Source organism: Amycolatopsis orientalis, from assembly GCF_000943515.2.
Classification (GTDB): Bacteria; Actinomycetota; Actinomycetes; order Mycobacteriales; family Pseudonocardiaceae; genus Amycolatopsis; species Amycolatopsis orientalis.
The window spans coordinates 8,736,803-8,757,947 of sequence record NZ_CP016174.1; the positions used below are offsets into that span (position 1 = coordinate 8,736,803).

Annotated in this window: 24 protein-coding genes and 1 tRNA gene; 18 read left to right on the plus strand and 7 right to left on the minus strand. The window is 65.5% G+C overall.

Annotation, left to right across the window (positions count from 1 at the left end; translation table 11 throughout):
* The first annotated feature begins 18 nt into the window (after positions 1–18).
* The 4 genes from SD37_RS38190 (at position 19) to SD37_RS38205 (ending at position 2,505) form a co-directional block, all read left to right on the plus strand.
* A complete protein-coding gene (locus SD37_RS38190; RefSeq protein ID WP_044855763.1) occupies positions 19–636 on the plus strand; it encodes a dihydrofolate reductase family protein in 618 nt (205 codons plus the stop codon).
* A 49-nt stretch (positions 637–685) separates the two neighbouring features.
* Positions 686–1,063 carry a hypothetical protein gene (locus SD37_RS38195; protein ID WP_044855831.1) on the plus strand — a complete coding sequence of 126 codons (378 nt, stop codon included), beginning with the start codon at positions 686–688 and terminating at the stop codon, positions 1,061–1,063.
* Between the two features lie 113 nt (positions 1,064–1,176).
* A complete protein-coding gene (locus tag SD37_RS38200) occupies positions 1,177–1,500 on the plus strand; it encodes a hypothetical protein (RefSeq protein WP_044855764.1) in 324 nt (107 codons plus the stop codon).
* Between the two features lie 9 nt (positions 1,501–1,509).
* Complete coding sequence (locus tag SD37_RS38205; RefSeq protein WP_044855765.1) at positions 1,510–2,505, plus strand: hypothetical protein; 996 nt, start codon at positions 1,510–1,512, stop codon at positions 2,503–2,505.
* A gap of 274 nt (positions 2,506–2,779) precedes the next feature.
* Here SD37_RS38205 and SD37_RS42915 read toward each other — a convergent pair whose 3' ends face one another.
* The 4 genes from SD37_RS42915 to SD37_RS38215 all read right to left on the minus strand — a co-directional run bounded on the left by SD37_RS42915 (position 2,780) and on the right by SD37_RS38215 (position 6,382).
* Positions 2,780–3,397, minus strand: coding sequence for a hypothetical protein (locus SD37_RS42915; protein ID WP_145926827.1), 618 nt, complete (start codon positions 3,395–3,397; stop codon positions 2,780–2,782).
* Between the two features lie 8 nt (positions 3,398–3,405).
* Positions 3,406–4,608, minus strand: a complete 1,203-nt coding sequence (locus tag SD37_RS42315; RefSeq protein WP_167369683.1) for a DUF262 domain-containing protein — start codon at positions 4,606–4,608, stop codon at positions 3,406–3,408.
* Between the two features lie 118 nt (positions 4,609–4,726).
* On the minus strand, positions 4,727–5,578 hold the full coding sequence (locus tag SD37_RS38210; RefSeq protein WP_052675137.1) for a glycosyltransferase: 852 nt from the start codon (positions 5,576–5,578) through the stop codon (positions 4,727–4,729).
* Between the two features lie 3 nt (positions 5,579–5,581).
* The gene (locus tag SD37_RS38215; protein ID WP_044855833.1) at positions 5,582–6,382 is read right to left on the minus strand and encodes a GntR family transcriptional regulator; all 801 of its coding nucleotides are present in this window, start codon (positions 6,380–6,382) and stop codon (positions 5,582–5,584) included.
* A 122-nt stretch (positions 6,383–6,504) separates the two neighbouring features.
* On the opposite strand from SD37_RS38215, the gene SD37_RS38220 reads away from it, so the two are divergent.
* The 11 genes from SD37_RS38220 to SD37_RS38270 all read left to right on the plus strand — a co-directional run bounded on the left by SD37_RS38220 (position 6,505) and on the right by SD37_RS38270 (position 16,164).
* Positions 6,505–6,864: a hypothetical protein gene (locus SD37_RS38220; RefSeq protein WP_145926829.1), complete on the plus strand. Its 360-nt coding sequence runs from the start codon at positions 6,505–6,507 to the stop codon at positions 6,862–6,864.
* Positions 6,864–7,331: a Pycsar system effector family protein gene (locus SD37_RS38225; protein WP_145926830.1), complete on the plus strand. Its 468-nt coding sequence runs from the start codon at positions 6,864–6,866 to the stop codon at positions 7,329–7,331. Before SD37_RS38220 ends, SD37_RS38225 begins: the two co-directional genes overlap by 1 nt.
* Before the next feature lie 158 nt (positions 7,332–7,489).
* A complete protein-coding gene (locus SD37_RS38230; protein WP_044855835.1) occupies positions 7,490–7,909 on the plus strand; it encodes an RRQRL motif-containing zinc-binding protein in 420 nt (139 codons plus the stop codon).
* Complete coding sequence (locus SD37_RS38235; protein ID WP_044855767.1) at positions 7,906–8,220, plus strand: hypothetical protein; 315 nt, start codon at positions 7,906–7,908, stop codon at positions 8,218–8,220. The genes SD37_RS38230 and SD37_RS38235 overlap by 4 nt, the downstream gene beginning before the upstream one ends.
* Positions 8,220–9,167, plus strand: a complete 948-nt coding sequence (locus SD37_RS38240) for a hypothetical protein (RefSeq protein ID WP_044855768.1) — start codon at positions 8,220–8,222, stop codon at positions 9,165–9,167. The genes SD37_RS38235 and SD37_RS38240 overlap by 1 nt, the downstream gene beginning before the upstream one ends.
* Positions 9,167–11,431, plus strand: coding sequence for a cell division protein FtsK (locus tag SD37_RS38245; RefSeq protein ID WP_145926831.1), 2,265 nt, complete (start codon positions 9,167–9,169; stop codon positions 11,429–11,431). The genes SD37_RS38240 and SD37_RS38245 overlap by 1 nt, the downstream gene beginning before the upstream one ends.
* Positions 11,432–11,665: 234 nt before the next feature.
* A complete protein-coding gene (locus SD37_RS38250; protein WP_083255193.1) occupies positions 11,666–12,298 on the plus strand; it encodes an HNH endonuclease family protein in 633 nt (210 codons plus the stop codon).
* A 38-nt stretch (positions 12,299–12,336) separates the two neighbouring features.
* Positions 12,337–13,209 carry a bifunctional DNA primase/polymerase gene (locus SD37_RS38255; RefSeq protein WP_044855769.1) on the plus strand — a complete coding sequence of 291 codons (873 nt, stop codon included), beginning with the start codon at positions 12,337–12,339 and terminating at the stop codon, positions 13,207–13,209.
* Complete coding sequence (locus SD37_RS38260; protein WP_065913054.1) at positions 13,209–14,363, plus strand: DUF3631 domain-containing protein; 1,155 nt, start codon at positions 13,209–13,211, stop codon at positions 14,361–14,363. The genes SD37_RS38255 and SD37_RS38260 overlap by 1 nt, the downstream gene beginning before the upstream one ends.
* A gap of 245 nt (positions 14,364–14,608) precedes the next feature.
* Positions 14,609–14,797 (plus strand): helix-turn-helix transcriptional regulator, encoded by a 189-nt coding sequence (locus SD37_RS38265; protein WP_044855770.1) that lies wholly within the window; start codon positions 14,609–14,611, stop codon positions 14,795–14,797.
* A complete protein-coding gene (locus SD37_RS38270; protein ID WP_044855771.1) occupies positions 14,797–16,164 on the plus strand; it encodes a tyrosine-type recombinase/integrase in 1,368 nt (455 codons plus the stop codon). The genes SD37_RS38265 and SD37_RS38270 overlap by 1 nt, the downstream gene beginning before the upstream one ends.
* A 131-nt stretch (positions 16,165–16,295) precedes the next feature.
* On the opposite strand, the gene SD37_RS38275 is transcribed toward SD37_RS38270, so the two are convergent.
* Positions 16,296–16,377: transfer RNA gene (locus SD37_RS38275), tRNA-Tyr, on the minus strand.
* A 119-nt stretch (positions 16,378–16,496) separates the two neighbouring features.
* Between SD37_RS38275 and SD37_RS38280 the strand changes: the two genes are divergently transcribed.
* Positions 16,497–16,988, plus strand: a complete 492-nt coding sequence (locus tag SD37_RS38280; protein ID WP_044855772.1) for a YajQ family cyclic di-GMP-binding protein — start codon at positions 16,497–16,499, stop codon at positions 16,986–16,988.
* Between the two features lie 51 nt (positions 16,989–17,039).
* Here SD37_RS38280 and SD37_RS38285 read toward each other — a convergent pair whose 3' ends face one another.
* Positions 17,040–17,723, minus strand: coding sequence for a hypothetical protein (locus tag SD37_RS38285; protein ID WP_044855773.1), 684 nt, complete (start codon positions 17,721–17,723; stop codon positions 17,040–17,042).
* A gap of 183 nt (positions 17,724–17,906) precedes the next feature.
* On the opposite strand from SD37_RS38285, the gene SD37_RS38290 reads away from it, so the two are divergent.
* Both SD37_RS38290 and rfbA read left to right on the plus strand, forming a co-directional pair.
* Positions 17,907–19,055, plus strand: coding sequence for a sialidase family protein (locus SD37_RS38290; RefSeq protein WP_044855774.1), 1,149 nt, complete (start codon positions 17,907–17,909; stop codon positions 19,053–19,055).
* 53 nt (positions 19,056–19,108) lie between these two features.
* Positions 19,109–19,990, plus strand: coding sequence for a glucose-1-phosphate thymidylyltransferase RfbA (gene rfbA / locus SD37_RS38295; protein ID WP_044855775.1), 882 nt, complete (start codon positions 19,109–19,111; stop codon positions 19,988–19,990).
* A gap of 214 nt (positions 19,991–20,204) precedes the next feature.
* On the opposite strand, the gene htpX is transcribed toward rfbA, so the two are convergent.
* The gene (gene htpX / locus SD37_RS38300) at positions 20,205–21,071 is read right to left on the minus strand and encodes a zinc metalloprotease HtpX (RefSeq protein ID WP_044855776.1); all 867 of its coding nucleotides are present in this window, start codon (positions 21,069–21,071) and stop codon (positions 20,205–20,207) included.
* Positions 21,072–21,145 lie beyond the last annotated feature (74 nt).

The window sequence follows — 21,145 nt, forward strand, 5'->3', positions numbered from 1 at the left end:
CGGCGCTACCGTCGCACGATGCGAAAGCTGGTCGTCACGGAGAACAGCACCATCGACGGCGTCGTCGAGCTGGCGGGCGGCTGGTTCAGCCCTGGTGACACCGACCCGGACGTCGACAGGTCGGACGTCCTGGGCGCGCTCGAACAGCAGCGGAACGCCGCGGACGCGCTGCTGCTCGGTCGCGCCAGCTTCGAGGACATGCGCGGCTATTGGCCGAAACGGACAGACGACACGACGGGCATTTCGGCTTATCTCGACTCAGTGAACAAGTACGTGGTCTCCAGCACCCTGACCGAACCGGCTTGGGAGAACACGACGGTCCTTTCCGGCAGTCTGCGCACGGAGATCGAGGCGCTGAAGGCGGCGGACGGCAAGGACATCGTGACGACGGGCAGCATCTCGCTGGTGCGGTCGCTCATCGCCGAGGGGCTCGTCGACGAGTACCGGTTGTTCGTCTACCCCGTGGTGGCCGGGAAAGGCCGTCGGCTGTTCGACGGCGCGACCGGCGTCCCCAAGCTGCGCCTGGTGGAGGAGCGGGCGTTCACGTCGGGCATCGTGCTGCTGCGCTACCGGGCCACGGCCGGCTGGCTCCCGGATCGCGGCTTCACCGGGTCGGGTGCACCGACGGCTCGGTAGGGTCGTCGTACTCCGGCGTAGCGACCGGAGGACGACGGAGGTGGCGATCATGGTCGACGCGTCGAAGTTCACGGCCGAGGTGTTCGCCCGCGCGGCCGCGCGGCCCGACGCGCCGCCGCGGTTGAGCAGGGCGGCGGACTGCGTCCTGGAGGGCAAGTTCAGCTGGGCGGAGGTCGCCGCCGGGACCTGCACGCATCCGCTCGCGCAGGCGCTGTTCACGCCGAAGGCCCAGGAGAAGTTGTGGCCGCTGCTGGCCGAGGTCGCCGCGGACCTCAAGCCCGCGCCCGCTGAACCCAAGAAGCGCGCCCGCGCGTCCGAAGCGCCTCCGGCGGACGACGAGGACTTCAGCCAGCTCACCTACCTCGAAGACTTGGCCGAACCGAGCAGGCATCCGGCGTGGCCGTCGAGGCCGGATCCCGGCCGGTGAGCCTCCCGCGTTTGCGGATGCGATTGATTTTTCCCCACCTTGCGCCTCGGGAAACCGACGAGCCTCGTCTAACGTCTGCTGTTCGACCGGCCTAAGTGACATGGAGGGGTCAAATGCCACAGTCCCAGGGATTCAGCGTCGAGATCGACGATCTGAAGGCCATGGCCACGGACAGGGGCGGCCACGGGATGCCCAGTGCCGAGAACCTGGTCCGATCGGCGTCGACGTCGATGCGCGATCTCTACACCTCGCCCACGGAGGCGTTCGGGACCGAGGTCGCCGAGGCGGCCGACCTGGGCCGCAATCGGAACAAGCTGATCGCGCTGCTGATCACGGGCGGGCTGGGCATCAGCGATTCGCTCGACGTGGCGTCGGACCGGCTCAAGACCATCGCCGAGATGTACGAGCGGATCGAACGAGAAATCGCCGGGAAGTAGGGGACTTCGATGACCGACCTCAGCCCAGCGGCCTTCGAGGCGATGTACAAGAGCCTGTGCGAGAAGGCCCGCAGCGAGTGGCCCACGACGAACGCCACTGACGACACCCTTTTCCTGCTGCAGCCGCTGCGGGACTGGCTGAAATACGCCGTGGACGGCGACCTCGGCGCGTTCGCCGGGGCGCCCGGTGACGTGCTCCGGAAGAAGGAGGCCTTCGAGGAGTCCCGGAACATCCTGAAAGGCATCGGCGACCGGCTGAACAGCCACTGGTCCGGGGAGGCGGCGCGAGAGTACGTCACGTACCTCGGCCTGGTGCAAGACCACCTGGGGTACTTCGCGGGCGGATCCGAGAACATCGACGACGCCGAGGGTTACCTGCCCGAGGCGTCCGGCCTGCTGGACGCGGCGTTCGCGGTCCAAGCCGCCCGCAAGAACGACCTGCACGAGCTGGGGAAGTCGCTGGACTCGGCACTGGACCGGCTCGACGAGGGCGCCGACATGCACGCGGCCATGCTCTTCTGCGGCAAGGTGGCCGAACTCGCGATCGGCACCGTTCCCAACGGGAAACTCGGCCTCGACGTGGTCAGGCTGCTGTGGGGCACCAGCGGGTTGACCCCCGGATCACCCGTGCAGACGCAGGGTGGGGACCCGACGCATATCGAGGTCGGCCACAGCAGCGGGGTCACCGACGTGATGTGGGCGTTCCAGCAGCAACTGAACAAGGTGATGGAGAACTACCGCAACGCCGTGAAGGCGCTGAACAGCCGGATGGACCGGTTGTTCGCCCACATCGACGCCCGCAACACCGCGGATCTGGAGTGGAAGGACCACATTCCCAGCTGGGAAGGGCACACCGGCCTCACGCTGGCGCAGCTGCTCTCGCTGGCCAACGGGAACGCGACCCCGGAACTCGGGAAGAAGGCGGGCGAGACGAAGGCGCCGGAGATGCCCCAGGAGAAGAAGAAGGAAGAACACCGCCCGCCCGGGCCACCCGTCGGGACCTGAGCCCGCCGGACCAGACGAACAAGAGCGGCCCCGTGACGTGATCACGGGGCCGCTCTGGTGTGGCGAGTGAGGGATTCGAACCCCCGAAGGCAGTGCCGTCTGATTTACAGAGGAGTCCTCAGCGACACCTTGAGCTGCAGTTTTACGATTTTCCAAGGTAATCTTGGGGCGCATTTGGGGCCACAAACCTGCCGAAGTTCCAGATCGAGGTGTCGCGCCACATCCCGTCTCCAGCTCCCGGGGCCGACTGGTGATGCCGGCCAGACATCGAGTTCTATACGATTGGCCGGTCCTCCAACACAGCATCGAGTCCTTCATCTAGCTTCTCCAAGAGCGGAAGGACGGCACTAACCTTCTTCCACTCTTGCTCCGGCTCTTGCATCTGCTTTGCCCGGTTCACCTTAATGTGCGCAGCGGCACCTCTACTTACCGCCAAGTCCTGCAGCAGATTGAAAAGATGCTCGTCAAGATCCGCTTCACGAACGCCAAGTGGAACTACTAAATTTCTCAGGTTCGACGCACTAATACCATGCTTCTTGCTTACCATGCGCTCGTATTTTGAAAGCGCACTATCCAACTTATCGTCGAAGTTAAACTCGGATACGTCGAGCGGAATCGGTTCGTCTTCTTCGCGAACGAAATACCAAGTCATCAGGCAAACACCCGTACGCGTTGGCTGCTGCCTCTTTAGACGCTGAATTCCAGCCTTTGCTACCGCCGCACAACGCTGTTCCGCATAGTCTTCAAGGTGTGCGCTTGCCAGAACACGGAATCCCAGAGCACGCGCGTGATCCCCTGATGTGTACGCATAGTAAGCCTTGCCGCTGACAATCAGGTCTTTCCGCAGAGAATCCAGCGAGCCCCGGAGAGATACGAAGAGAGGAGAAGGCATGTTTTCCCCTATTTTTCATTCGTCTTCGCAACTAACCGCTTCGCCCGCGTGATCACACTCAGGTTCACATCCAACACTTTTTCTACAACTTCCCCGAATAGGATAACTCGATCCGACGTCGCCCTAGCAGTCTTGGTGGTCGACTTCAAGGAAGATTGGAACCGCTCATTTGTCACACAGAGGTTCTTGTATCCCTCCACAATCTCAGCCTTCTTCTCGCGCAAGGAATCATCAGAGATCTCCGGCGATCCGAAAACAAGACACATTGCGTCGAATACCGCGACGTTGAAGCGGCGAACATACTCGTCGTCGGCAAAGCGAAGAAAACTGTCGCGTTCACCGAACGTATTTAGCGTCCGACTTATAGCCAACTCAACTTGCTCGGCACGCGATTCGTAGTGGTCCGCGTTTTCATCCCAGGATGCGTTTCCTTTGGAACACATTTCGTCAAGAAACTTTCGCAGGTCACCCTGGTAATCTTCCAGCCTTTCACTGAATGCAACCGCCCTTAGTAGCATTTCAGCGTCACGCATACGAAAATCTTCGCCCTTGATCCTTCGCGCCCTATGGATAAGTGAACTATCAGCAGAACGCGAATTAATCCAGGATGTAAATTTGCCAGGAAAGAGAGCCTGACGTAATTCCTGAGGAGAAAGTGAGAGGCTGCCCTGGTTTAGGCGCACAAAGATTTGATACAGAACCGCCGGCTTTCGCCAGTTCCGAACTACGATAGTTCGCACAGGTTGCGCTAAGAGGTTCTCCGCGAAGTCGCCATACTCTGCCGAGTTCTGGATCTTCTCAAAGTTATACCTATTGAGATCCGAAAGAAACTCCAAGTTCCTAAGCTTGAAGGACGGGAAAATATCAGACGGAGCAGCAAACTGCTTCATCGTGACAAGCCGCTGCTTACCATCCAATACAATAAAGCTCCCTTTCCTATGATTATCTTCAGCTAGAACCACCTGAGGTACAGGCAAGCCCAGCATCAACGATTCAATGTAACGACTTTTCTTTAACGTATTCCAAGCATCTCGCCGCTGAAATGCCGGGTTAATATTAAAGGTGGTACCGATGCGCTCCAGAAGACTCTGGACGCTCCAGTCGAGTGTATAAAGGAGAACATCTTCGACATCTTCCGCCTTAAGAGTGGCCGTGTCGAGATCTTCTTCCTCATCAATATCGTCTTCTAGTAGGAAATCTTCGTCAGTCAATGCAGTACCCCTCCACGTATCGAAACCCACTTAATAACGTCACATCATCAATTACAACATTGTAGAGCCCTAGACGTAAGCTCGCCGACCGATAGACATGTAAGCAGTTGCCAAGTAGCTAGACCTGCTCATCTCTCCCACGCGTCAAGCGGGATAACCCTTGAGCCTGACGTCCTTCTGGCGGCACGGAAGGATCTACCTCCGACTCCGCTCCGTCAATTGACCCCGGCGCGTACCGTGTTCCATTGGCATGGATGGCGTCCACGCGCATTTGAATAAGCCGCCTGCGCGCCTCGTCCTCCTGCGGGTTCCAGTAAGACTCAGATGCCGTTGTCTGCGCCGAATGCTTCCGATAGAGCATGCTCGGTTCGGCGATGAACTCCCCCGGCGTCACTGCTTCCGCCGCCAACAACGTGGCGATGGTCTCGGCCCCCGTGAGAGCCATCCACCCACCCAAGGACCAGATGAGATCCGTGTGCATCGCGACATTCGCCGCAAGCACCGAGAGCCTGTTCTCTGCCTGCTCCTTGTAGAAGCGGCCGGGCTCCACAGGGCCATTGGGAGGGTCGTAGGGCCCGGGCGTTGTCGTCCCATCCTCGTCCAGGTCCAGACCCGCCGAGACGCACCACGCGACGCGGTGCAACGCGTCGATATCCCGCGCTAGTGCACCCGGCAGCAGCAGGTCGTCCGCATCAAGGTTGCGAATCACGATCCCCTGCGCCTGAGATAGCGCCATGTTGCGGGTGACGGCCGCGCGGCCGGCCAAACCGGTGCCGTAGTGGACGCGAGGATCATCGGCGGGAAGCTCTTGTTTCGGCACACCGCTACTGCCGTCTTCCTGAACGCACCACTCCCAGGACCAGCCTTCCGGCATCTCCTGAGCCCGTAGAGACTCGTAAGCTTCCTTGAGGTAGTGGTGTCCGCCCTCGAAGACGGCCGTCACTACCGAGATCAAGCGTGGCGTTGCCATTGCTTACTCGTCCCACTTTCGTAGCTCGGTGGTGTACGACAGAGAAATTCGATCTGCTGGAGTCAGGAGTTCGGCCACATCCACCGCACGACCCGACGTGTCGTAGCTGATCTTCAGAATGGGAATCACGGGCACGTTGAACGGGATGTCATAGAGGACCACTTCTTCCTCGGTGGGCATGCGCGCGGAAACGCGGTCCTCAATCTTCCCCACCTCCACCCCTGCCGTGTAGAGCTGGTGAAGGGTACCGCCGGGCCATGGCTCGTTGGACGAGTCCAGTAGCGGCGGGTGATCCTTGACGAGCGAATACGGCAGGTACGAGACCATCCTGCTGTAGCCCTCGCCTTCCCGATATTGCCGCAGGTAAGTCCTGCGTAGGACGTAGTCACTCGACGCAAGCCCCATGATCTTGGCTACCTCGTCCGGCGGGGGTACGACCTCATAGGTCACCTTGTCGTCATTGACGGCAGCGATCTCAACCTTGGCATCACGCTCCGCCGAGCCGTGGCGCCGACGAACGTCCTCAGGCTCTTTAACCAGGTCTTTCTCCGCCTGGTAGTTGATGTTCGAGCGCGTCAACTTCTGCGGAACCACGCGAACACGAACGGGCTGCCCTCGACCGCCGGGCGCTAGAAGACCCTCCCCCTTCAGGGTCTGCACAGCGGCGGAAACGACGTTCTTCCCGACGCCAAACCGCTCTCGAAGTTGCTCGGTGTTCGGCAAGGTCTCCCCTGGCGCGAACTTGCCCTCGTGGATGTCCGCCCGGAGCTGCTCAGCTACCGCTTTCGCGTCCATTCGTTCCATGCCCTCATCCTCGCACACCATCCCAGGTTTCGAAACTTCATCCCGGGATGGACTTGACAATGCCGGGATGCAAACGGCAAAGTTCTCGGTACGCCATCCCGGGATGGAGAACACATCCCAGGATGAACCTAGAACCGAACGAAGGGGATCCGATGAGGTCGGCACACATCTCCCGCCGTCAAGCCGAAGCGTCTTTTGACGGGCTGGAGTTCGATGTTTCTGCTGTTCAGGCTGCTGCGCCGATGGCGTGGGACTTCCTGGAGTACACCGACGAAGAGCGTGAGGTTGACGCGCTGATCGCGTCGGTTGACGCGGAGCTGGCGGCTGCGACTGTTGCGGCGGATGTGCGGGTGACGCACTCGTTTACCGACGTCCGCCGGGCGACCCGCTCGGAGCGCCGTAGCGGCCGGACGGTGCTGCGGGCGTTGCCGTCGCTGCTGGACGCCACCGCTGCCGCGTCGTCTGAGGGCGAGGCCGCGTGATGCACACCTTTGATGAGGCGTTGCCGCAGGTCCAGCGAGCTCACGAGCACGTGCGGGACGACCTGCGCAAGGCGGATACGAAGGCACAAGCGCTGCTGTCGATCGTGGCTGCGGTGCTGGCCGGTGTGGTCGCGCTGTCCACGCGGTCGGTGTCGCCGGCGGCGATGGTCGCGCTGTGGGCGGCCGCTGTTCCGGTGTTCGGGGCGGTGCTGGTGCTGCTGTCGGCCCTGCGTCCCCGAATTTCGCAGTTCCCCACGCCGGGGTCTTGGCTGCACGCGGTCTACCACGGCCCGGCCGCGCTGCTGGAAGCGGCGAGCTCGGCGGCCGCGCAGACCATCGCGGCGGACGTGGCGCTGATCGGCGGGGTCGCGGTGCGGAAGTACCAGCGGATTTCCCGCGCTGTCGGGCTGCTGTTCGTCGGGATCTGCGTCCTCGCCGTCGCCCTGGTGCTGGCGGTGCTGACATGACGGCCCGGCTGATCTTCTCCGCCGTATCCGCTGTTTCTGACCCCGACCTGCGCGGCTCGAACCGCCAAGAACGCTCCGCGCAGACCGGGACTCCCCACCACCACGCAGGTAGCTACACGGGAAGGCCCCTCATGGTACGGAGCAGGAAGCAGAACGTCGTGCACATCGCTGACGGCGACACCACCCTCGTGGCGCTGGCCCGAGGGACCCGGGACGGGCTCCCGGTGTTCGGGTGGGGCGAGGCCCCGGCCGGACTGCTCACCACCACCCAACTCCGGGCGGCCGGGCTGTCGCCCGCCGGGCTGGATCCGCTGGCCCTGCTGGTGTTCCGCCACCGCAAGCCCTACGCCCGTCTGACCGTGGCGGAGCTGTATTCCGCGGTTGCGGCTGCCGCCCGGCCGGAGCCGACCGAGGCCCAGCGCGTGGCCCGTCTGCGGAACCTCGAATACGCCCAGCGGGCGCTGCGCACCTGCGTGGAATGCGCGCAGGAGAAGGACTACCGCGTGCCGACCAGCACTCGTCAGTGCTGGTCCTGCCTGGAAATCGAGATGGCCAACGCCGTGGAGGTGGCCGCATGAACACGCAAACCCTCATGGTCCTGGGCGGGCTCGCGCTGGTCGGTGTGTTCAGCGTGTGGCGTGCCGGACGGAAGTCCGCCACCAAGGCACAGAAGGGCGTGCGGGAGGTGACCCGCATGACCGGCAACACCATCCGCCTCATCCTGGCCACCGCCGTCATCGCGTTCGTCCAGTGGCTCGTGGTCGTGAAGATCGGCAACACCACCGCTACCTGGATCGCGCTCATCGTCCCGGCCCTGTTCGCCGCCGCCACCATCGTGCGGCTCATGGCCATCACCGAGGTCGTCACTACGCGGGGAGGTCGTCACTGATGAGCATCGAAACCGTTGCCGGGCCGCAGGACGCGCAGCACGTGCCGCTGTCCGAGGCGGACAAGCTCCGGCAGGATGCCGAGTCGGCTGCTCAGGTCCGCCGTCTGGCCAACCACCCCGACGTGATCGCGCTGCGGGTGGAGAAGGTCCGCACTCAGATCGACGTGCTGTTGTGGGTTGGGATCTTCCTTGGTCTCGCGTTCACGATGGTCAACGTCCAGGCTTTCGCCGCATCCGGTGCGGCCGTGTGGTCGCTGGCGTGGCTGTCCGCGTGGTTGCTGGACCCGATGGTGTCGCTCGTGCTGGTCGCGGTGCTGCGGGCGGAGCAGATCACCGCCCGCTACCAGGTCCAGACCGGCCGGTGGGCGCACCGGACGAAGTGGTTCGCGTTCCTGGCCACCTACGTCATGAACACCTGGAAGTCCTGGACCCACCTCGACATCGCTGGGGTCGCGCTGCACTCCGTTCCTCCGGTGCTGGTGTTCCTCGCCGCCGAAACCGCCCCCGTGCTGCGGGACAAGCTCACCGAGGCAGTCATGGCCGCCGCTGGGCACGCCTTCACCGGCGAGGCGAATACGCAGGAGACGGCCCCGGCCGCCGAGGTCACCCCCTCCGCACCCGCCGAGACCCCGGACGCGGAGGAGCCGGTGCCGACGCCGGCACTCTCCCCGGCCCCGGCTCCGCGCCGCACCACCCGCAAGGCCAAGGCGCCCGCCAAGCAGGGCCGCAAGCTACGCGCCGATTACCTCGCCGAAGCCCGCGCCGCATGGGCTCCCGGCATCGAGATCACCCCCGCCTGGGTGCGTGAGGTCTGCCCCGAGGTCTCGCGCGGCACCTCCAAGAACGTCGCCGACGACCTGATCGCCGAAACCCGCACCGCGCCCACCGTCCTGCCGGTGCCAGCCCCGACCACCACCGCCCGCACCGACTCGGAGGAGGCCGCCTGATGTCCACCACCGCCGACCACACCCCCGCATCCGCGAACGGCCCCGAACCCGAGAGGGACACAACGGTGAACACGCCCAACCCGACCCCGGACACCACCTCTGACGAACGCCCGGACGGCCGCGTCGTGAACGGCAACGTGGTGGAGTTCAAGCCGGGCACCGCCCGCGCCCCGGAGGAGATCCCGACCCCGCGCGACACCGCCGCCGTGGTCCGCTCGGACGTCGTCGACGCGGCGATCGTGGACGAGTCCGAGCCCGTCACCTCCACGGTGACGGTGGACCCCAAGGATGTGAAGAAGTCCTGGTGGGAGACCGTGTCCGACGCCAAGGCCCGGCCGCTGGTCGCGTCCTGGCTGCTCTCGGCCGAGGAGTTCAAGTCCCGCGCGAAGTTCCTCGTGCAGCTCGCCGGACACCAGACCGCGTTCCACGCGCTGCGGGTGCCCGTGTACGTCCCGTCCGCGCTGCTCAAGGCGCCGGGCGCGTTGTGCCGGGGGACCGTTCGTGTACACCGCTGGGTGTTCGACGCGGAGTCGAAGCCGGTGCGCATGGACGCCCGGGATCGGGCCGACGTGAACGAGTACATGAGGTTGCGCGAGGCCCGGAACGAGACCGTTCGCCGCCGGTCCGCGCCGGTGATGGTCGGTGTCCTGGTCCTCATCGGGATCGTGTACCTGGCCATCACCTATGTCACGCCGTTCTGGAACTGGACCATCCTCATCACTGCCATGACTTTGGTGGGCTGGTTCGGGGCGCCGAAGGACAAGCCCGTGGCCGGACGTGCGGTGGACAGCGCGAAGGCGCCGAAGCTCACGTCGTCGATGATCGAGGACGCTCTTGGGGCGCTGGGTATCGCGGGGATCAACCAGGCCCTCGCGAAGGGCAAGGGCATCGGATTCCCCTCGCCGATCGTGCGCGACGGCCCCGGATGGCGCGCGGATATCGACCTGCCGCCGGGCGTCACGGCCGGGGACGTCATCGACCGCCGTGAACGGCTCTCCTCTGGCCTGCGTCGTCAGCTTGGGTGCGTGTGGCCCGAGGGTGACCCGACCATCCATGAAGGCCGCCTGATCATCTGGGTCGGGGATAAGGACATGTCCACCACCAAGCAGGCCCCGTGGCCGCTCGCCAGGCCGGGCGCGACGGTGGACCTGTTCAAGCCCCAGCCGTTCGGCACGGACCAGCGCGGCCGGTGGGTGCCCATCACCCTGATGTTCGCCTCCGGGGCCATCGGCGCCATCCCCCGCATGGGCAAAACCGTGTCCCTGCGCGAAATCCTGCTCATCGCCGCTCTGGACCCGCGTTCGGTGCTCTACGCCTACGACCTCAAGGGCACCGGCGACCTGTCCGCACTCGCGCAGGTCTGCCATGGCTACGGCGTCGGCGATGACCCCGAGGACATCGAAACCGCCGTCGTCGAACTCCGTGCCCTCCGGGAGGAACTGCGCCGCCGCGCGAAGGTCATCCGCAACCTTCCCGAGGATGTGTGCCCGGACAACAAGGTCACCCCCGCTCTGGCGTCGCGGAAGGACTTGGGGTTGGCGCCCATCATCATCGGTGTCGACGAGTGCCAGGTGTGGTTCGAGCACCCCGACCACGGCGACGAACTCCGCGAAATCTGCACTGACCTGGTGAAACGTGGTCCCGCGCTGGGTATCGGGCTGTTCCTCGCCACGCAACGGCCGGACGCGAAGGCCATCCCGACCGATATTTCGGCGAACCTGTCCATCCGGTACTGCCTGAAAGTCATGGGGCAGACCGAAAACGACATGGTCCTGGGTACCTCGCAGTACAAGAACGGCATCCGGGCGACCACGTTTGCCTGGTCTGACAAGGGAATCGGCTACCTCCGAGGTGAGGGTAGCGACGCGCAGATCACCCGGTCCGTCTACCAGGACGGGCCGACCGCCAAGCGCATCGCCGCCGGTGCCCGCAAACAGCGCGAAGCCCTGGGCAACATCACCGGCTACGCCGCCGGGGAAGAAGTCGACCTGGACACCGCGCGCCTGGACACCCTCGCCGACGTCCTGTCGGTGTTCGCGAAGGGCGAAGAGAAGCTCTGGTCCGATGTGATCGTGTCCCGGCTCGCCGAACTCCGCCCCTCGACCTACGGGAAGTGGAACCCGGCCGCCCTGGCTACCGCGCTCAAGCCGGACGGGGTGAAGCCCGGACAGGTGTGGGCCGCCGACCCCGAAACCGGCAAGGGCAGCAACCGCAACGGCTACACCCGAGACGCCCTCACCAAGGCCCGCGATAACCGAAAGTAACCGCCGAGTGGAGCTAGGGGCGCTCCGCGCTCTAGACCGGAGCGCCCCTAGACCTAGACCCCCACTCTAGAACCCCGCGAACTTCTGACCAGGACTCTAGGGACCTAGACCACCCCCACGCCGACCAGCGGAAACCCGCGAAAACCCCCGGCTAGCCGCCATCGCCACCGGCCCTAGCCCTGGTCAAGCACTGCCCAAAACAGGCACACACAGTCACCGACGATAGGACTCGCTTTGACCGCGCACATCACCGGCCGCGCCCTCATCGCCGCCGTCCCGCTCGCCCTCACCGCCCTGTTCGTCACCGGCTGCGAGGTCCCGGCCGCCACCGGAACCCCCGGCAGTACCGACGCCACCACTGTCACCCGGCAACTCGCGAAACTCGCCGTGAAGCCCGCCGACACCGGCGCGCACTACAACCGCGACGACTGGCCCCACTGGGACAGCGTCGGCAAGGGCTGCAACCGCCGCGAGGACACCCTCAAGTCCCAGGGCCGCAACGTCACCACCGGGAAGGGCTGCAAGGTCCTGAGTGGAGAGTGGACCAGCCGCTACGACGGCGTGAAGGTCACCGACCCCGAAGGCGTCGATATCGACCACATGGTGCCGCTCAAAGAGGCGTCCCGCTCGCACACCCGCGACTGGACCGAGGCACAGCGGACCCGCTACGCCAACGACCCCAACGTCTTGGTCGCGGTGTCGGCGAAGTCCAACCGCTCGAAGGGTGACCAAGACCCCGCGAAGTGGCTGCCCTCCAAGGACCGGTGCGGCTACGTCGCGCACTGGGTACGGGTGAAGACCACCTATCGGATGAGCGTCGACCAGGCCGAGCACGACGCCATCGCCGCCATCCTCAAGCACTGCTGACCGACTGTCCCTGACTGTCCACTGTGGAAGGTAGTTCGATGACCGCGCACGCTGGAAACCCGCTCTTGGACTGGGCGCTGTACCTCGCGGGGATGGGATGGGCCGTGTTCCCGCTCGCGCCGGGAACCAAGCGGCAGCCCGCCGTGAAGGACTGGGAGAACCGCGCCACCACCGACCCCCTCCGTATCCGCCGGTGCTGGTCAGCCGACCGCTTCAACATCGGCGTGGCCACCGGGCCGTCCCGGTTGGTCGTGGTGGACCTGGACATGCCCAAGGATGGCAGCGGCCCGGACGGCGTGACCGCCCTCGCCGCACTCGCCGCCGAACGCGGCGGACCGGTCCCGGACACCTACACCGTGAGCACCCCGTCCGGTGGGCGGCACCTGTACTACCTCGCCCCGGCCGGAACCACGCTGCGCAACAGTCAGGGACAACTCACCTCCTGTGTGGACACACGAGCGGGAGGCGGATACGTGGTGGGGCCGGGGTCGGTGCTCCCCAACGGCGCCTACGACCTCGCCGACGACACCGACCCCGTGGAACTGCCGGGCTGGTTGGTCCAGGTGTGCGCGGAACGGCGCTCTACGGCCAACTCAGGGCCGCTTGAGATTCGCTCTACGGACACCAGCCGCTACGGGTCCGCTGCACTCGCCGGGGAGTGCGACCGCGTCCGCAACGCCACACCAGGCACCTACAACGAAGTCCTCTCCAGCGCGGCCTACACCATCGGCCGCAAGGTAGGCGCCGGAATCATCGACCACGCCACCGCCCGCGCCGATCTCATCGCCGCCGGGGAAACCCTCATCGGCTCCGCCCACTGGCCGCCCAACGCCCGCGAAGTCGTCCGCGTGGTGGACGCCGGGCTGACCGCCGGTGCCCGAAACCCTGTCACCCGAGGAAAGGCCGCCTGATGACCGTGCCCGCCCTGCGGGTGGTGTCGCCTCCCCGTGAGCCGACCGCCACGTCCGCCGATGGCGCCGAAGTCCTGGATCAGATCGGAGAGTTCGTGTCCCGCTTCAACGTCTTCCCGTCCGAGCACTGCGCCCCGATGCTCGCGCTCTGGTACGCCCACACCCACGCCGCCGAGCACTTCTACATCACCCCGCGGCTTATCCTCTCCTCCGCCGAGCCCGGTAGCGGGAAGACCCGCGTTCTGGAGGTCGCGCAGTACCTCGTGGCCTCACCGGAGATGACGTTGTCCGCCTCACCGGCCGCGCTGTTCCGGCTCGTGTCCGCCGCACCGATCACGATCCTGTTCGATGAGGTGGACGCCATCTTCAACCCGAAGAACACCGGCAACACCGAGGACCTGCGCGCGCTGCTCAACGCCGGATACAAGCGGTCGGCGACGATCCCGCGCTGTGTCGGCGACGCCAAGGCCATGGCAGTGCAGCGGTTCAAGGTCTACGCCCCCGCTGCTTTGGCCGGCATAGCTGGGCACATGCCCGACACCATCACCACCCGCGCCATCACCGTCCACATGCGTCGCCGCGCACCGGGCGAAACCGTCGAACCCTTCAAGACCCGCCGCATCGAGTCCGAGGCCGAACCCCTGCGGGACCGGCTCGCCGACTGGGTTCGCAGCGTCGCCGAACAGGTCGGCGAGGCCGAACCCGAGATGCCCGACGGCGTCACTGACCGCTCCGCCGAAATCTGGGAACCGCTGCTTGCCCTAGCCGACGCCGCCGGAGGCGACTGGCCGGAGAAAGCCCGCGAAGCCTGCAAACATTTCGTGGCCAACAACAACCCGCGCGCCGGAAGCATCGGAACCCGCCTGCTCGCAGACCTCCGCGATGTCTTCACCGCGCACCAGGCCGAACGGCTGCCCACCACCGTCATCCTCGAATTCCTCCACGCGATGGAGGAAGGCCCCTGGGCCGACTACTACGGCAAGCCGTTCGACGCCCGCCACCTGTCCAAGGAACTCGGCAGGTACGGGGTGGAAGTCCACGCGTTCAAGCACAACGGCACCACCGCCAAGGGCTACCGCACCACCGGAGAAACCGGCCTTGCCGACGCCTGGACCCGCTACCTCCCACCGCCCGAAACCGGGGATTCCCGGTAACTGCGGTAACCCCGGTAACCGTGCAGGTCAGACGGTTACCGAGCCGAAATCGCTGCGGTAACTGCGGTAACCCGGTTACCGAGGTTACCGAGCCGAAAATCCCTCGGTAACCGTCTGACCAGCGAAATTACCGAGGTTACCGCAGTTACCGACAACACCCGCTCAAGCCGTCAAGGAGACCGCCATGCACGTCGCGCACGCCACCACCACCACCACGCACCGCCGCGCGAGGAGAACCCGCCACCATGGCCACCACGAACTGGCTCACAGTCGCCGAATTCTGCGCCGAAATGAAGATCTCACGCCGGACATTCCAGCAATGGCGCGCCACCGGGCGCGGACCTAGCTGCCTGAAACTTCCGAACGGCGACCTCCGTATCCGCCGTTCTGAATACGAACGCTTTCTGGACCTGTGCGAGGAGGCTGCCGCCTGATGGCGACTACACATGACGTCCGCATCTGGAAACTCGAAAAGTACGAGGGGAAGCAAAAGACAACCTATCGAGTTCGCTGGGTTGTCGACGGCGAACGATTCGGCGAAAGCTTCGAAACCCTCGCACTCGCGGACAGTTTCCGCTCCAAGCTGCTCACGGCCGCCCGTGAGGGTGAGGCGTTCGACACCGAGAGTGGACTACCGGTCTCAATGCTTCGCGCGACCGAGGTCAAGTCTTGGTTCACGTTCGCGTGCGAGTACGCAGACATGAAGTGGCCGGAATCGTCGCCCAAGTACCGCGCTTCTCTCGCAGAGTCCCTGATGACCATCACGGTTCCCATGCTCAAGGGGAAGCCGCCGTGCGATCCCAAGACCCTGCGAAAGGCCCTCAAGACCGCCTTCAACCTGAACACCCGGAACGCTCCTCAAACCGACGAAGTCCGACAGGCTATCTCGTTCGCTGCGAAGGCGAGCCGCAACGTTGGCGAGTTGGCGAATGCGGACACGCTGCGCACTGTTCTACGCGCCCTGGATCTCAAGCTGGACGGAAAGAAGGCAGCGACCAACACCGTTCGACTTCGCCGCGTCGCCCTCGGAAACGCCATCGAGTACGCAATGTCGCCCGAACAAAAGCTTCTGACGGCGAATCCGGTTGAGGACGTGAAGATGAAGAAACGAAAGTTCGTCGTCCATGAGGTGGACCCGAAATCCGTCGTGAATCCGATTCAGGGGCGAATGCTGCTCGAAGCAGTCGGCACGATCGGGAAGCAGGGGCCGCCCCTGGTCGCGTTCTACGGGCTGATGTACTACGCCGCTCTCCGGCCGGAGGAGGTAGCGAACCTGAACAAGGCTGACCTGTCCCTCCCCAAGGAAGGGTGGGGAGATCTGCTCCTCAGGAGAGCGCGCCCGGAGATCGGGCAGGAATGGACGGACTCCGGCGAGGCATCCGAAGAGGGGCCGCTCAAGCACCGGGCCGAAGAGGAGGAGCGGACGGTGCCGTGCCCACCTCAACTCACAGCCCTACTCCACGAGCACCTACGCCAGTTCGGGACCGCGCCGGACGGCAGGCTGTTCCGAGGAGCCCGCGACGGCGGCCGCGTCGGCAGCTCGGTCTACGGCCGAGTGTGGGCTACGGCACGCGAGAGGGTTTTCACGGCTGAGGTGGCCGCTGGACCGCTGGGGAAGCGCCCCTACGACCTTCGCCACGCTGCGGTGTCGACGTGGCTCAACGGCGGTGTGGAGCCCACGCGGGTGGCCAAGTGGGCGGGACACAGTCTCTCTGTCCTGCTGAGGGTCTACGCGAAGTGCCTCGACGGCGGAGAGCAGGCCGCCCGAGACCGCGTGACCAGGGCTCTTGGTGGCGAGTAGGCCCCGGGGAGCTTTGGGGCGTATTTGGGGCGGACAGCCGCCTACAGCCGCGCAGTGCTGCACACAACTGCACATAACAAGATCGGCCCCCTGACCTGGTTTCGCAGGTCAGGGGGCCGATCTTGCTGGTGTGGCGAGTGAGGGATTCGAACCCCCGAAGGCAGTGCCGTCTGATTTACAGTCAGATCCCTTTGGCCGCTCGGGCAACTCGCCGTGGCCGGGCAAGCCCGGTCGAGATGAAAGAATACCCAAGGCCGTGGCGGGCCCGTCAACCGGGTTACGCAGGGCTAGGGTGGAAGCTCCTGACAAGCGAGTACGAGGTGTGAGAACACGTGGCGGATCCCTCTTTCGACGTGGTGAGCAAGGTCGATCGCCAGGAGGTGGACAACGCCCTGAACCAGGCCGGCAAGGAACTCGGTACACGGTTCGACTTCCGGGGTACCGGGACCAAGATCGACTGGTCCGGTGAGGAGGCGATCGTGATCGAGTCCGAGACCGAGGAGCGGGCGCTGGCGGCGGTCGAGGTGTTCAAGGAAAAACTGATCAAGCGCGGCATCTCCCTGAAGGCCTTCGAGGCGGACGAGCCCGCGCTCTCCGGCAAGATCTACAAGGTGAGCGGCAAGATCCTGCAGGGGATCGCGTCGGACAAGGCGAAGCAGATCGCCAAGTTCATCCGGGACGAAGGCCCGAAGGGCGTCCAGGCGCAGATCCAGGGTGACCAGCTGCGGGTGTCCGGCAAGAAGAAGGACCAGCTGCAGGACGTGATCGCCTTGCTGAAGGGCAAGGACTTCGAGATCGCGCTGCAGTTCACGAACTACCGCTGAGTCCGGCGGGAAGGCCACCTTCGGACGTCCCGAAGGTGGCCTTCGTCATATCTAGGACGCCGTGACCGTCCAGCTCCCGTCGCCTTCGAGCGAGACGACGGCCGGGCCGGACACCGGCACGCTGCCCTTGTAGTCGCCCAGCTGGTTCACGGGAAGATCCGAGAAGTCGCCGCTGTGCACCCAGACCGCGGTGTTGCCGTTGCCCTTGGTGGTGACGGCGACCGACGAGACGGCGTCGGGCACGGAGACGACCGCGTCGCGTTTGCCCGAGAGGGTCTTGCCCGGCTCCAGCACGGGCAGGCCGCTTTCGTCGGTGATGGTCAGGGTCCAGGCGGCGTTGGCCTTGACCGTGAACGTCCTCGCCTGATGGCCGGGCATGTCGTTGATCCACTGCGTGCCCTTGTACGGGCCGATGTCGTTGACGATCAGCTCGTTCTCGGTGTTGACCGCGACGTGCCCGGAGCATTTGGGACAGTCGAAGGTCACGAAGCCGAGGCGCATCGGCCAGGTCATCGGGACCGAGGCGTTTCCCTTACCCGAGTGCGTCTCCGGCGGCTGAGGGCCGGGCTTCGGGGAGGTCGACGGCGGCGGGGTGGGCAAGGACGGGGTTGGCGAGGAACGCAGGCCCTCCGACGCGGCCCGCGGGACGACGCGGCCCGTGTTCGCCGGCGAGCAGGCCACCAGGCCGGCGGTAAGCAGCACGGCGCCCAAACCCGCGCACAAGCGCCTGATCACGTTGTTCCCCCTAGTCGAGCAGTCATGGGATCTTCGCCGTCCGATAGCCCAGCGTTACCGGACCACCCGGCCGAGCGATTCAGGCCACCCGGGCGTGGGTTTCTGCCGCGACGCCTTCGCGGCAGTCCGAAGTGGACAAATTCCCATGGTGTAATCCGGCGGTCGCGTTCAAGGAAGGTCCCGATGAAGCGCCGTCTCAGCACCGTATTCGCCCTCGCATTGTCACTCACCGTGATCGCGTCGCTGCTCACGTCCGCGCAAGCCGCCGAGCGGCAACAGCTCGTACCCGGCTACGGCTCGTACGCGCGGCTCATCCGCCTGGAACATTCCGCGTCCGGCCGTGGCCGGATCATCGCGTCGCTGACCAGCGAAGACGGCGGAGGCAAGTTCACCCCGATCATGGAGAGCACCGACGAGGGACAGAGCTTCCACAAGATCGGCGAGATCCGCGACCGCGACGGCCGCTACGGCATGTGCTGCGGAACGCTGTACGAACTGCCGCAGCGTGTCGGCAGGCTTCGTCCGGGCACGCTGTTGTGGGCGGCGAGTTACCGTCAGGACGCCGGGCCGCAGCGGCGAATCGGCATCAAGATCTGGGCCAGTCGCGACGCCGGCCGCAGTTGGTCGTTCCTGTCCGAGGCCGCCCGCTCGCACAACCACGACGGCATCTGGGAGCCCGAGTTCGTCGTCGACGCGGGCGGCACGCTGTGGCTGCATTACGCCGACGAGACCGAGGCGCCGCAGTTCGCGCAGGTGATGAACCGGGTCGCGTCCACCGATGGGGTGCACTGGGGCACCAAGCAGCGCACGATGGCCATCCCGCCGCATCGGGTGCGGCCGGGTATGCCGATCATCCGCCGCCTCCCCGACGGGCGGTACTACCTGGCCTACGAGATCTGCAATTACGGCGACCGCTACTGCGACCCGTACTTCAAGATCTCCTCCGACGGCGCCAACTGGGGTGATCCGCTCGATCCCGGCACCCGCGTCACCACGGCCAGCGGCAACTACTTCCAGCACGCCCAGACGATCACGCTGTTCCCGGGCGGCCCGAACGGCGTGCGGCTGGTGATGGTCGGGCAGATCTACACGAACGCGGCGGGCGTCCCCCAGGCCAAGAACGGCCAGGTCCTGCTCGCCAACGACAACTTCGGCTCCGGGCACTGGTACGAACTGCCCGCGCCGGTGCACATCACCGGCATCCACAACAACTTCTGCCCCAACTACAGCTCGACACTGCTGCCTGTCGACGGCGGCAAGAACGTGTTGCAGATCTCCACCGAGTACAACCTCGGCTGCAAGGCCTACTTCGCGAAGGGCCCGGCGTTCTGAGCCACCCGGTAGTGTGAGATCCCGAGCGATCGGTTACGAAGCGGGGGCATCGCATGAAGGGCATCGTGCTGGCGGGGGGCAGTGGGACGCGCTTGCATCCCATCACCCAGGCGATCTCGAAACAGCTGCTCCCGGTGTACGACAAACCGATGATCTACTACCCGATCTCGGTGCTGATGTTCGCCGGGATCCGCGAGATCCTGATCATCTCGACCCCGGTCGACCTGCCGCATTTCCGGCGGCTGCTCGGCGACGGCAGCCAGTTCGGGCTCAGCTTCAGCTACGCCGAGCAGGCCGCCCCCAACGGGCTCGCCGAGGCGTTCGTCATCGGCGCGGACTTCGTCGGCGATGACGACGTCGCGCTCGTGCTCGGGGACAACATCTTCTACGGCCAGGGGTTCTCCAGCAGGCTGCAGGCCGCCGCGACCGCGCTCGACGGCTGTGTGCTGTTCGGCTACCCGGTCAAGGATCCGCAGCGCTACGGCGTCGGCGAGATCGACGCGGACGGCAAGCTCCTCTCCATCGAGGAGAAGCCCGCGAAGCCGAAGTCGAACAAGGCCATCACCGGCCTGTACTTCTACGACAACCAGGTCCTGGAGATCGCGCGCGACCTCAAGCCGTCGCCGCGCGGCGAGCTGGAGATCACCGACGTCAACCTCACCTACCTGCGGCAGGACCGAGCCACCCTGATCGACCTCGGGCGTGGCTTCGCGTGGCTCGACACCGGGACGCACGACTCGCTGCTGGAAGCGGGCCAGTTCGTGCAGGTCCTCGAGCACCGGACGGGTGTCCGGATCGCCTGTCTCGAGGAGGTCGCGCTGCGGATGGGCTTCATCGACGCGGACCAGTGCTTCGCGCTGGGCGCGAAGCTGGCGAAGTCGGGGTACGGCGAGTACCTGATGAACGTCGCCCGCACCCAGGGCGCCACCGGCTGACGCCTCCCACCGCGTCGCGTTTAGCCCGCTAAACGCGCTCCTCAGGCGACCGCGGCCCACTTGCGTTTCGCCCCCTAATCGCGACGCGCTCGAGACGGGGCGCGTTTCGTCCTCTGAATGCGGTCCTGAGGCAGAGCGCGCGCGACTTGCGTTTCGCCCCCTAATCGCGACGCGCGGAGCGCGATTAGGGGGCTAAAGGCGACGCGCGAGGGGGTCAGAGGGGGCGGCGGGCCATCTCTTCGAGGCGGCGGATGCGCTCGGCCATGGGCGGGTGGGTCGAGAAGAGCTTCGAGAGGCCCTCGCCCGGCCGGAACGGGTTCGCGATCATGAGGTGCGACTGCGACACGAGTTTCGGCTCCGGTACCAGCGGCGCCGCGCGCGTCCCCCGGTCGAGTTTCCGCAGTGCCGACGCGAGGCCGAGCGGGTCGCCGGTGAGTTCCGCGCCCGACGCGTCGGCCTGGTACTCCCGCGACCGGCTCACGCCGAGTTTCACGATGGCGGCCGCGATCGGCCCGATCAGCACCAGCAGCAGCGCGACCAGCGGGCTGTCATCGTCCTCGCGGTTTCCGCCGCCGAAGACGCTCGCGAACATCGCGATGTTGGCGATCACGCTGATCACGCTCGCCAGCGCCCCCGCGACGCACGAAATGAGGATGTCGCGGTTGTAGACATGCGACAGTTCGTGCCCGAGCACCGCCCGCAGCTCGCGCTCGTCGAGCAGGTCGAGGATCCCGGTGGTGCAGCACACCGCCGCGTGCCGGGGGCTGCGGCCGGTGGCGAACGCGTTCGGGGCCTGGGTGGGGCTGATGTACAGCCGCGGCATCGGCTGACGCGCCGTGGTCGCCAGCTCGCGCACGATCCGGTACATCGCCGGCTGCTCGGCCTCGGAGACCGCACGGGCCCGCATGGCCCGCAGCGCGAGCTTGTCCGAGTTGAAATAGGCGTAGGCGTTGACCGCGAGCGCCACCACCAGGCCGATGACCAGCGCGCCCCGCCCGAAGAAACCGCTGATCCCGACGATGAGCGCGGACAGCACGCCGAGCAGGACGACGGTCTTCAGCCCGTTCTGATGCTTGTGCACGTCCGCCCTGCTCCTCTCCTGCTCCGAGTATGCGATGTGGGGGTTACTCACCGGAAACAACGCGATCGGGGGAC

Bases quoted from the DNA above. Each gene is read 5' to 3' on its own strand.
- SD37_RS38190 (WP_044855763.1), top strand. From the start codon at position 19: ATGCGAAAGCTGGTCGTCACGGAGAACAGCACCATCGACGGCGTCGTC.
- SD37_RS38195 (WP_044855831.1), top strand. From the start codon at position 686: ATGGTCGACGCGTCGAAGTTCACGGCCGAGGTGTTCGCCCGCGCGGCC.
- SD37_RS38200 (WP_044855764.1), top strand. From the start codon at position 1,177: ATGCCACAGTCCCAGGGATTCAGCGTCGAGATCGACGATCTGAAGGCC.
- SD37_RS38205 (WP_044855765.1), top strand. From the start codon at position 1,510: ATGACCGACCTCAGCCCAGCGGCCTTCGAGGCGATGTACAAGAGCCTG.
- SD37_RS42915 (WP_145926827.1), bottom strand. From the start codon at position 3,397: ATGCCTTCTCCTCTCTTCGTATCTCTCCGGGGCTCGCTGGATTCTCTG.
- SD37_RS38210 (WP_052675137.1), bottom strand. From the start codon at position 5,578: ATGGCAACGCCACGCTTGATCTCGGTAGTGACGGCCGTCTTCGAGGGC.
- SD37_RS38215 (WP_044855833.1), bottom strand. From the start codon at position 6,382: ATGGAACGAATGGACGCGAAAGCGGTAGCTGAGCAGCTCCGGGCGGAC.
- SD37_RS38220 (WP_145926829.1), top strand. From the start codon at position 6,505: ATGAACCTAGAACCGAACGAAGGGGATCCGATGAGGTCGGCACACATC.
- SD37_RS38225 (WP_145926830.1), top strand. From the start codon at position 6,864: ATGCACACCTTTGATGAGGCGTTGCCGCAGGTCCAGCGAGCTCACGAG.
- SD37_RS38235 (WP_044855767.1), top strand. From the start codon at position 7,906: ATGAACACGCAAACCCTCATGGTCCTGGGCGGGCTCGCGCTGGTCGGT.
- SD37_RS38240 (WP_044855768.1), top strand. From the start codon at position 8,220: ATGAGCATCGAAACCGTTGCCGGGCCGCAGGACGCGCAGCACGTGCCG.
- SD37_RS38245 (WP_145926831.1), top strand. From the start codon at position 9,167: ATGTCCACCACCGCCGACCACACCCCCGCATCCGCGAACGGCCCCGAA.
- SD37_RS38255 (WP_044855769.1), top strand. From the start codon at position 12,337: ATGACCGCGCACGCTGGAAACCCGCTCTTGGACTGGGCGCTGTACCTC.
- SD37_RS38260 (WP_065913054.1), top strand. From the start codon at position 13,209: ATGACCGTGCCCGCCCTGCGGGTGGTGTCGCCTCCCCGTGAGCCGACC.
- SD37_RS38265 (WP_044855770.1), top strand. From the start codon at position 14,609: ATGGCCACCACGAACTGGCTCACAGTCGCCGAATTCTGCGCCGAAATG.
- SD37_RS38270 (WP_044855771.1), top strand. From the start codon at position 14,797: ATGGCGACTACACATGACGTCCGCATCTGGAAACTCGAAAAGTACGAG.
- SD37_RS38290 (WP_044855774.1), top strand. From the start codon at position 17,907: ATGAAGCGCCGTCTCAGCACCGTATTCGCCCTCGCATTGTCACTCACC.
- rfbA (WP_044855775.1), top strand. From the start codon at position 19,109: ATGAAGGGCATCGTGCTGGCGGGGGGCAGTGGGACGCGCTTGCATCCC.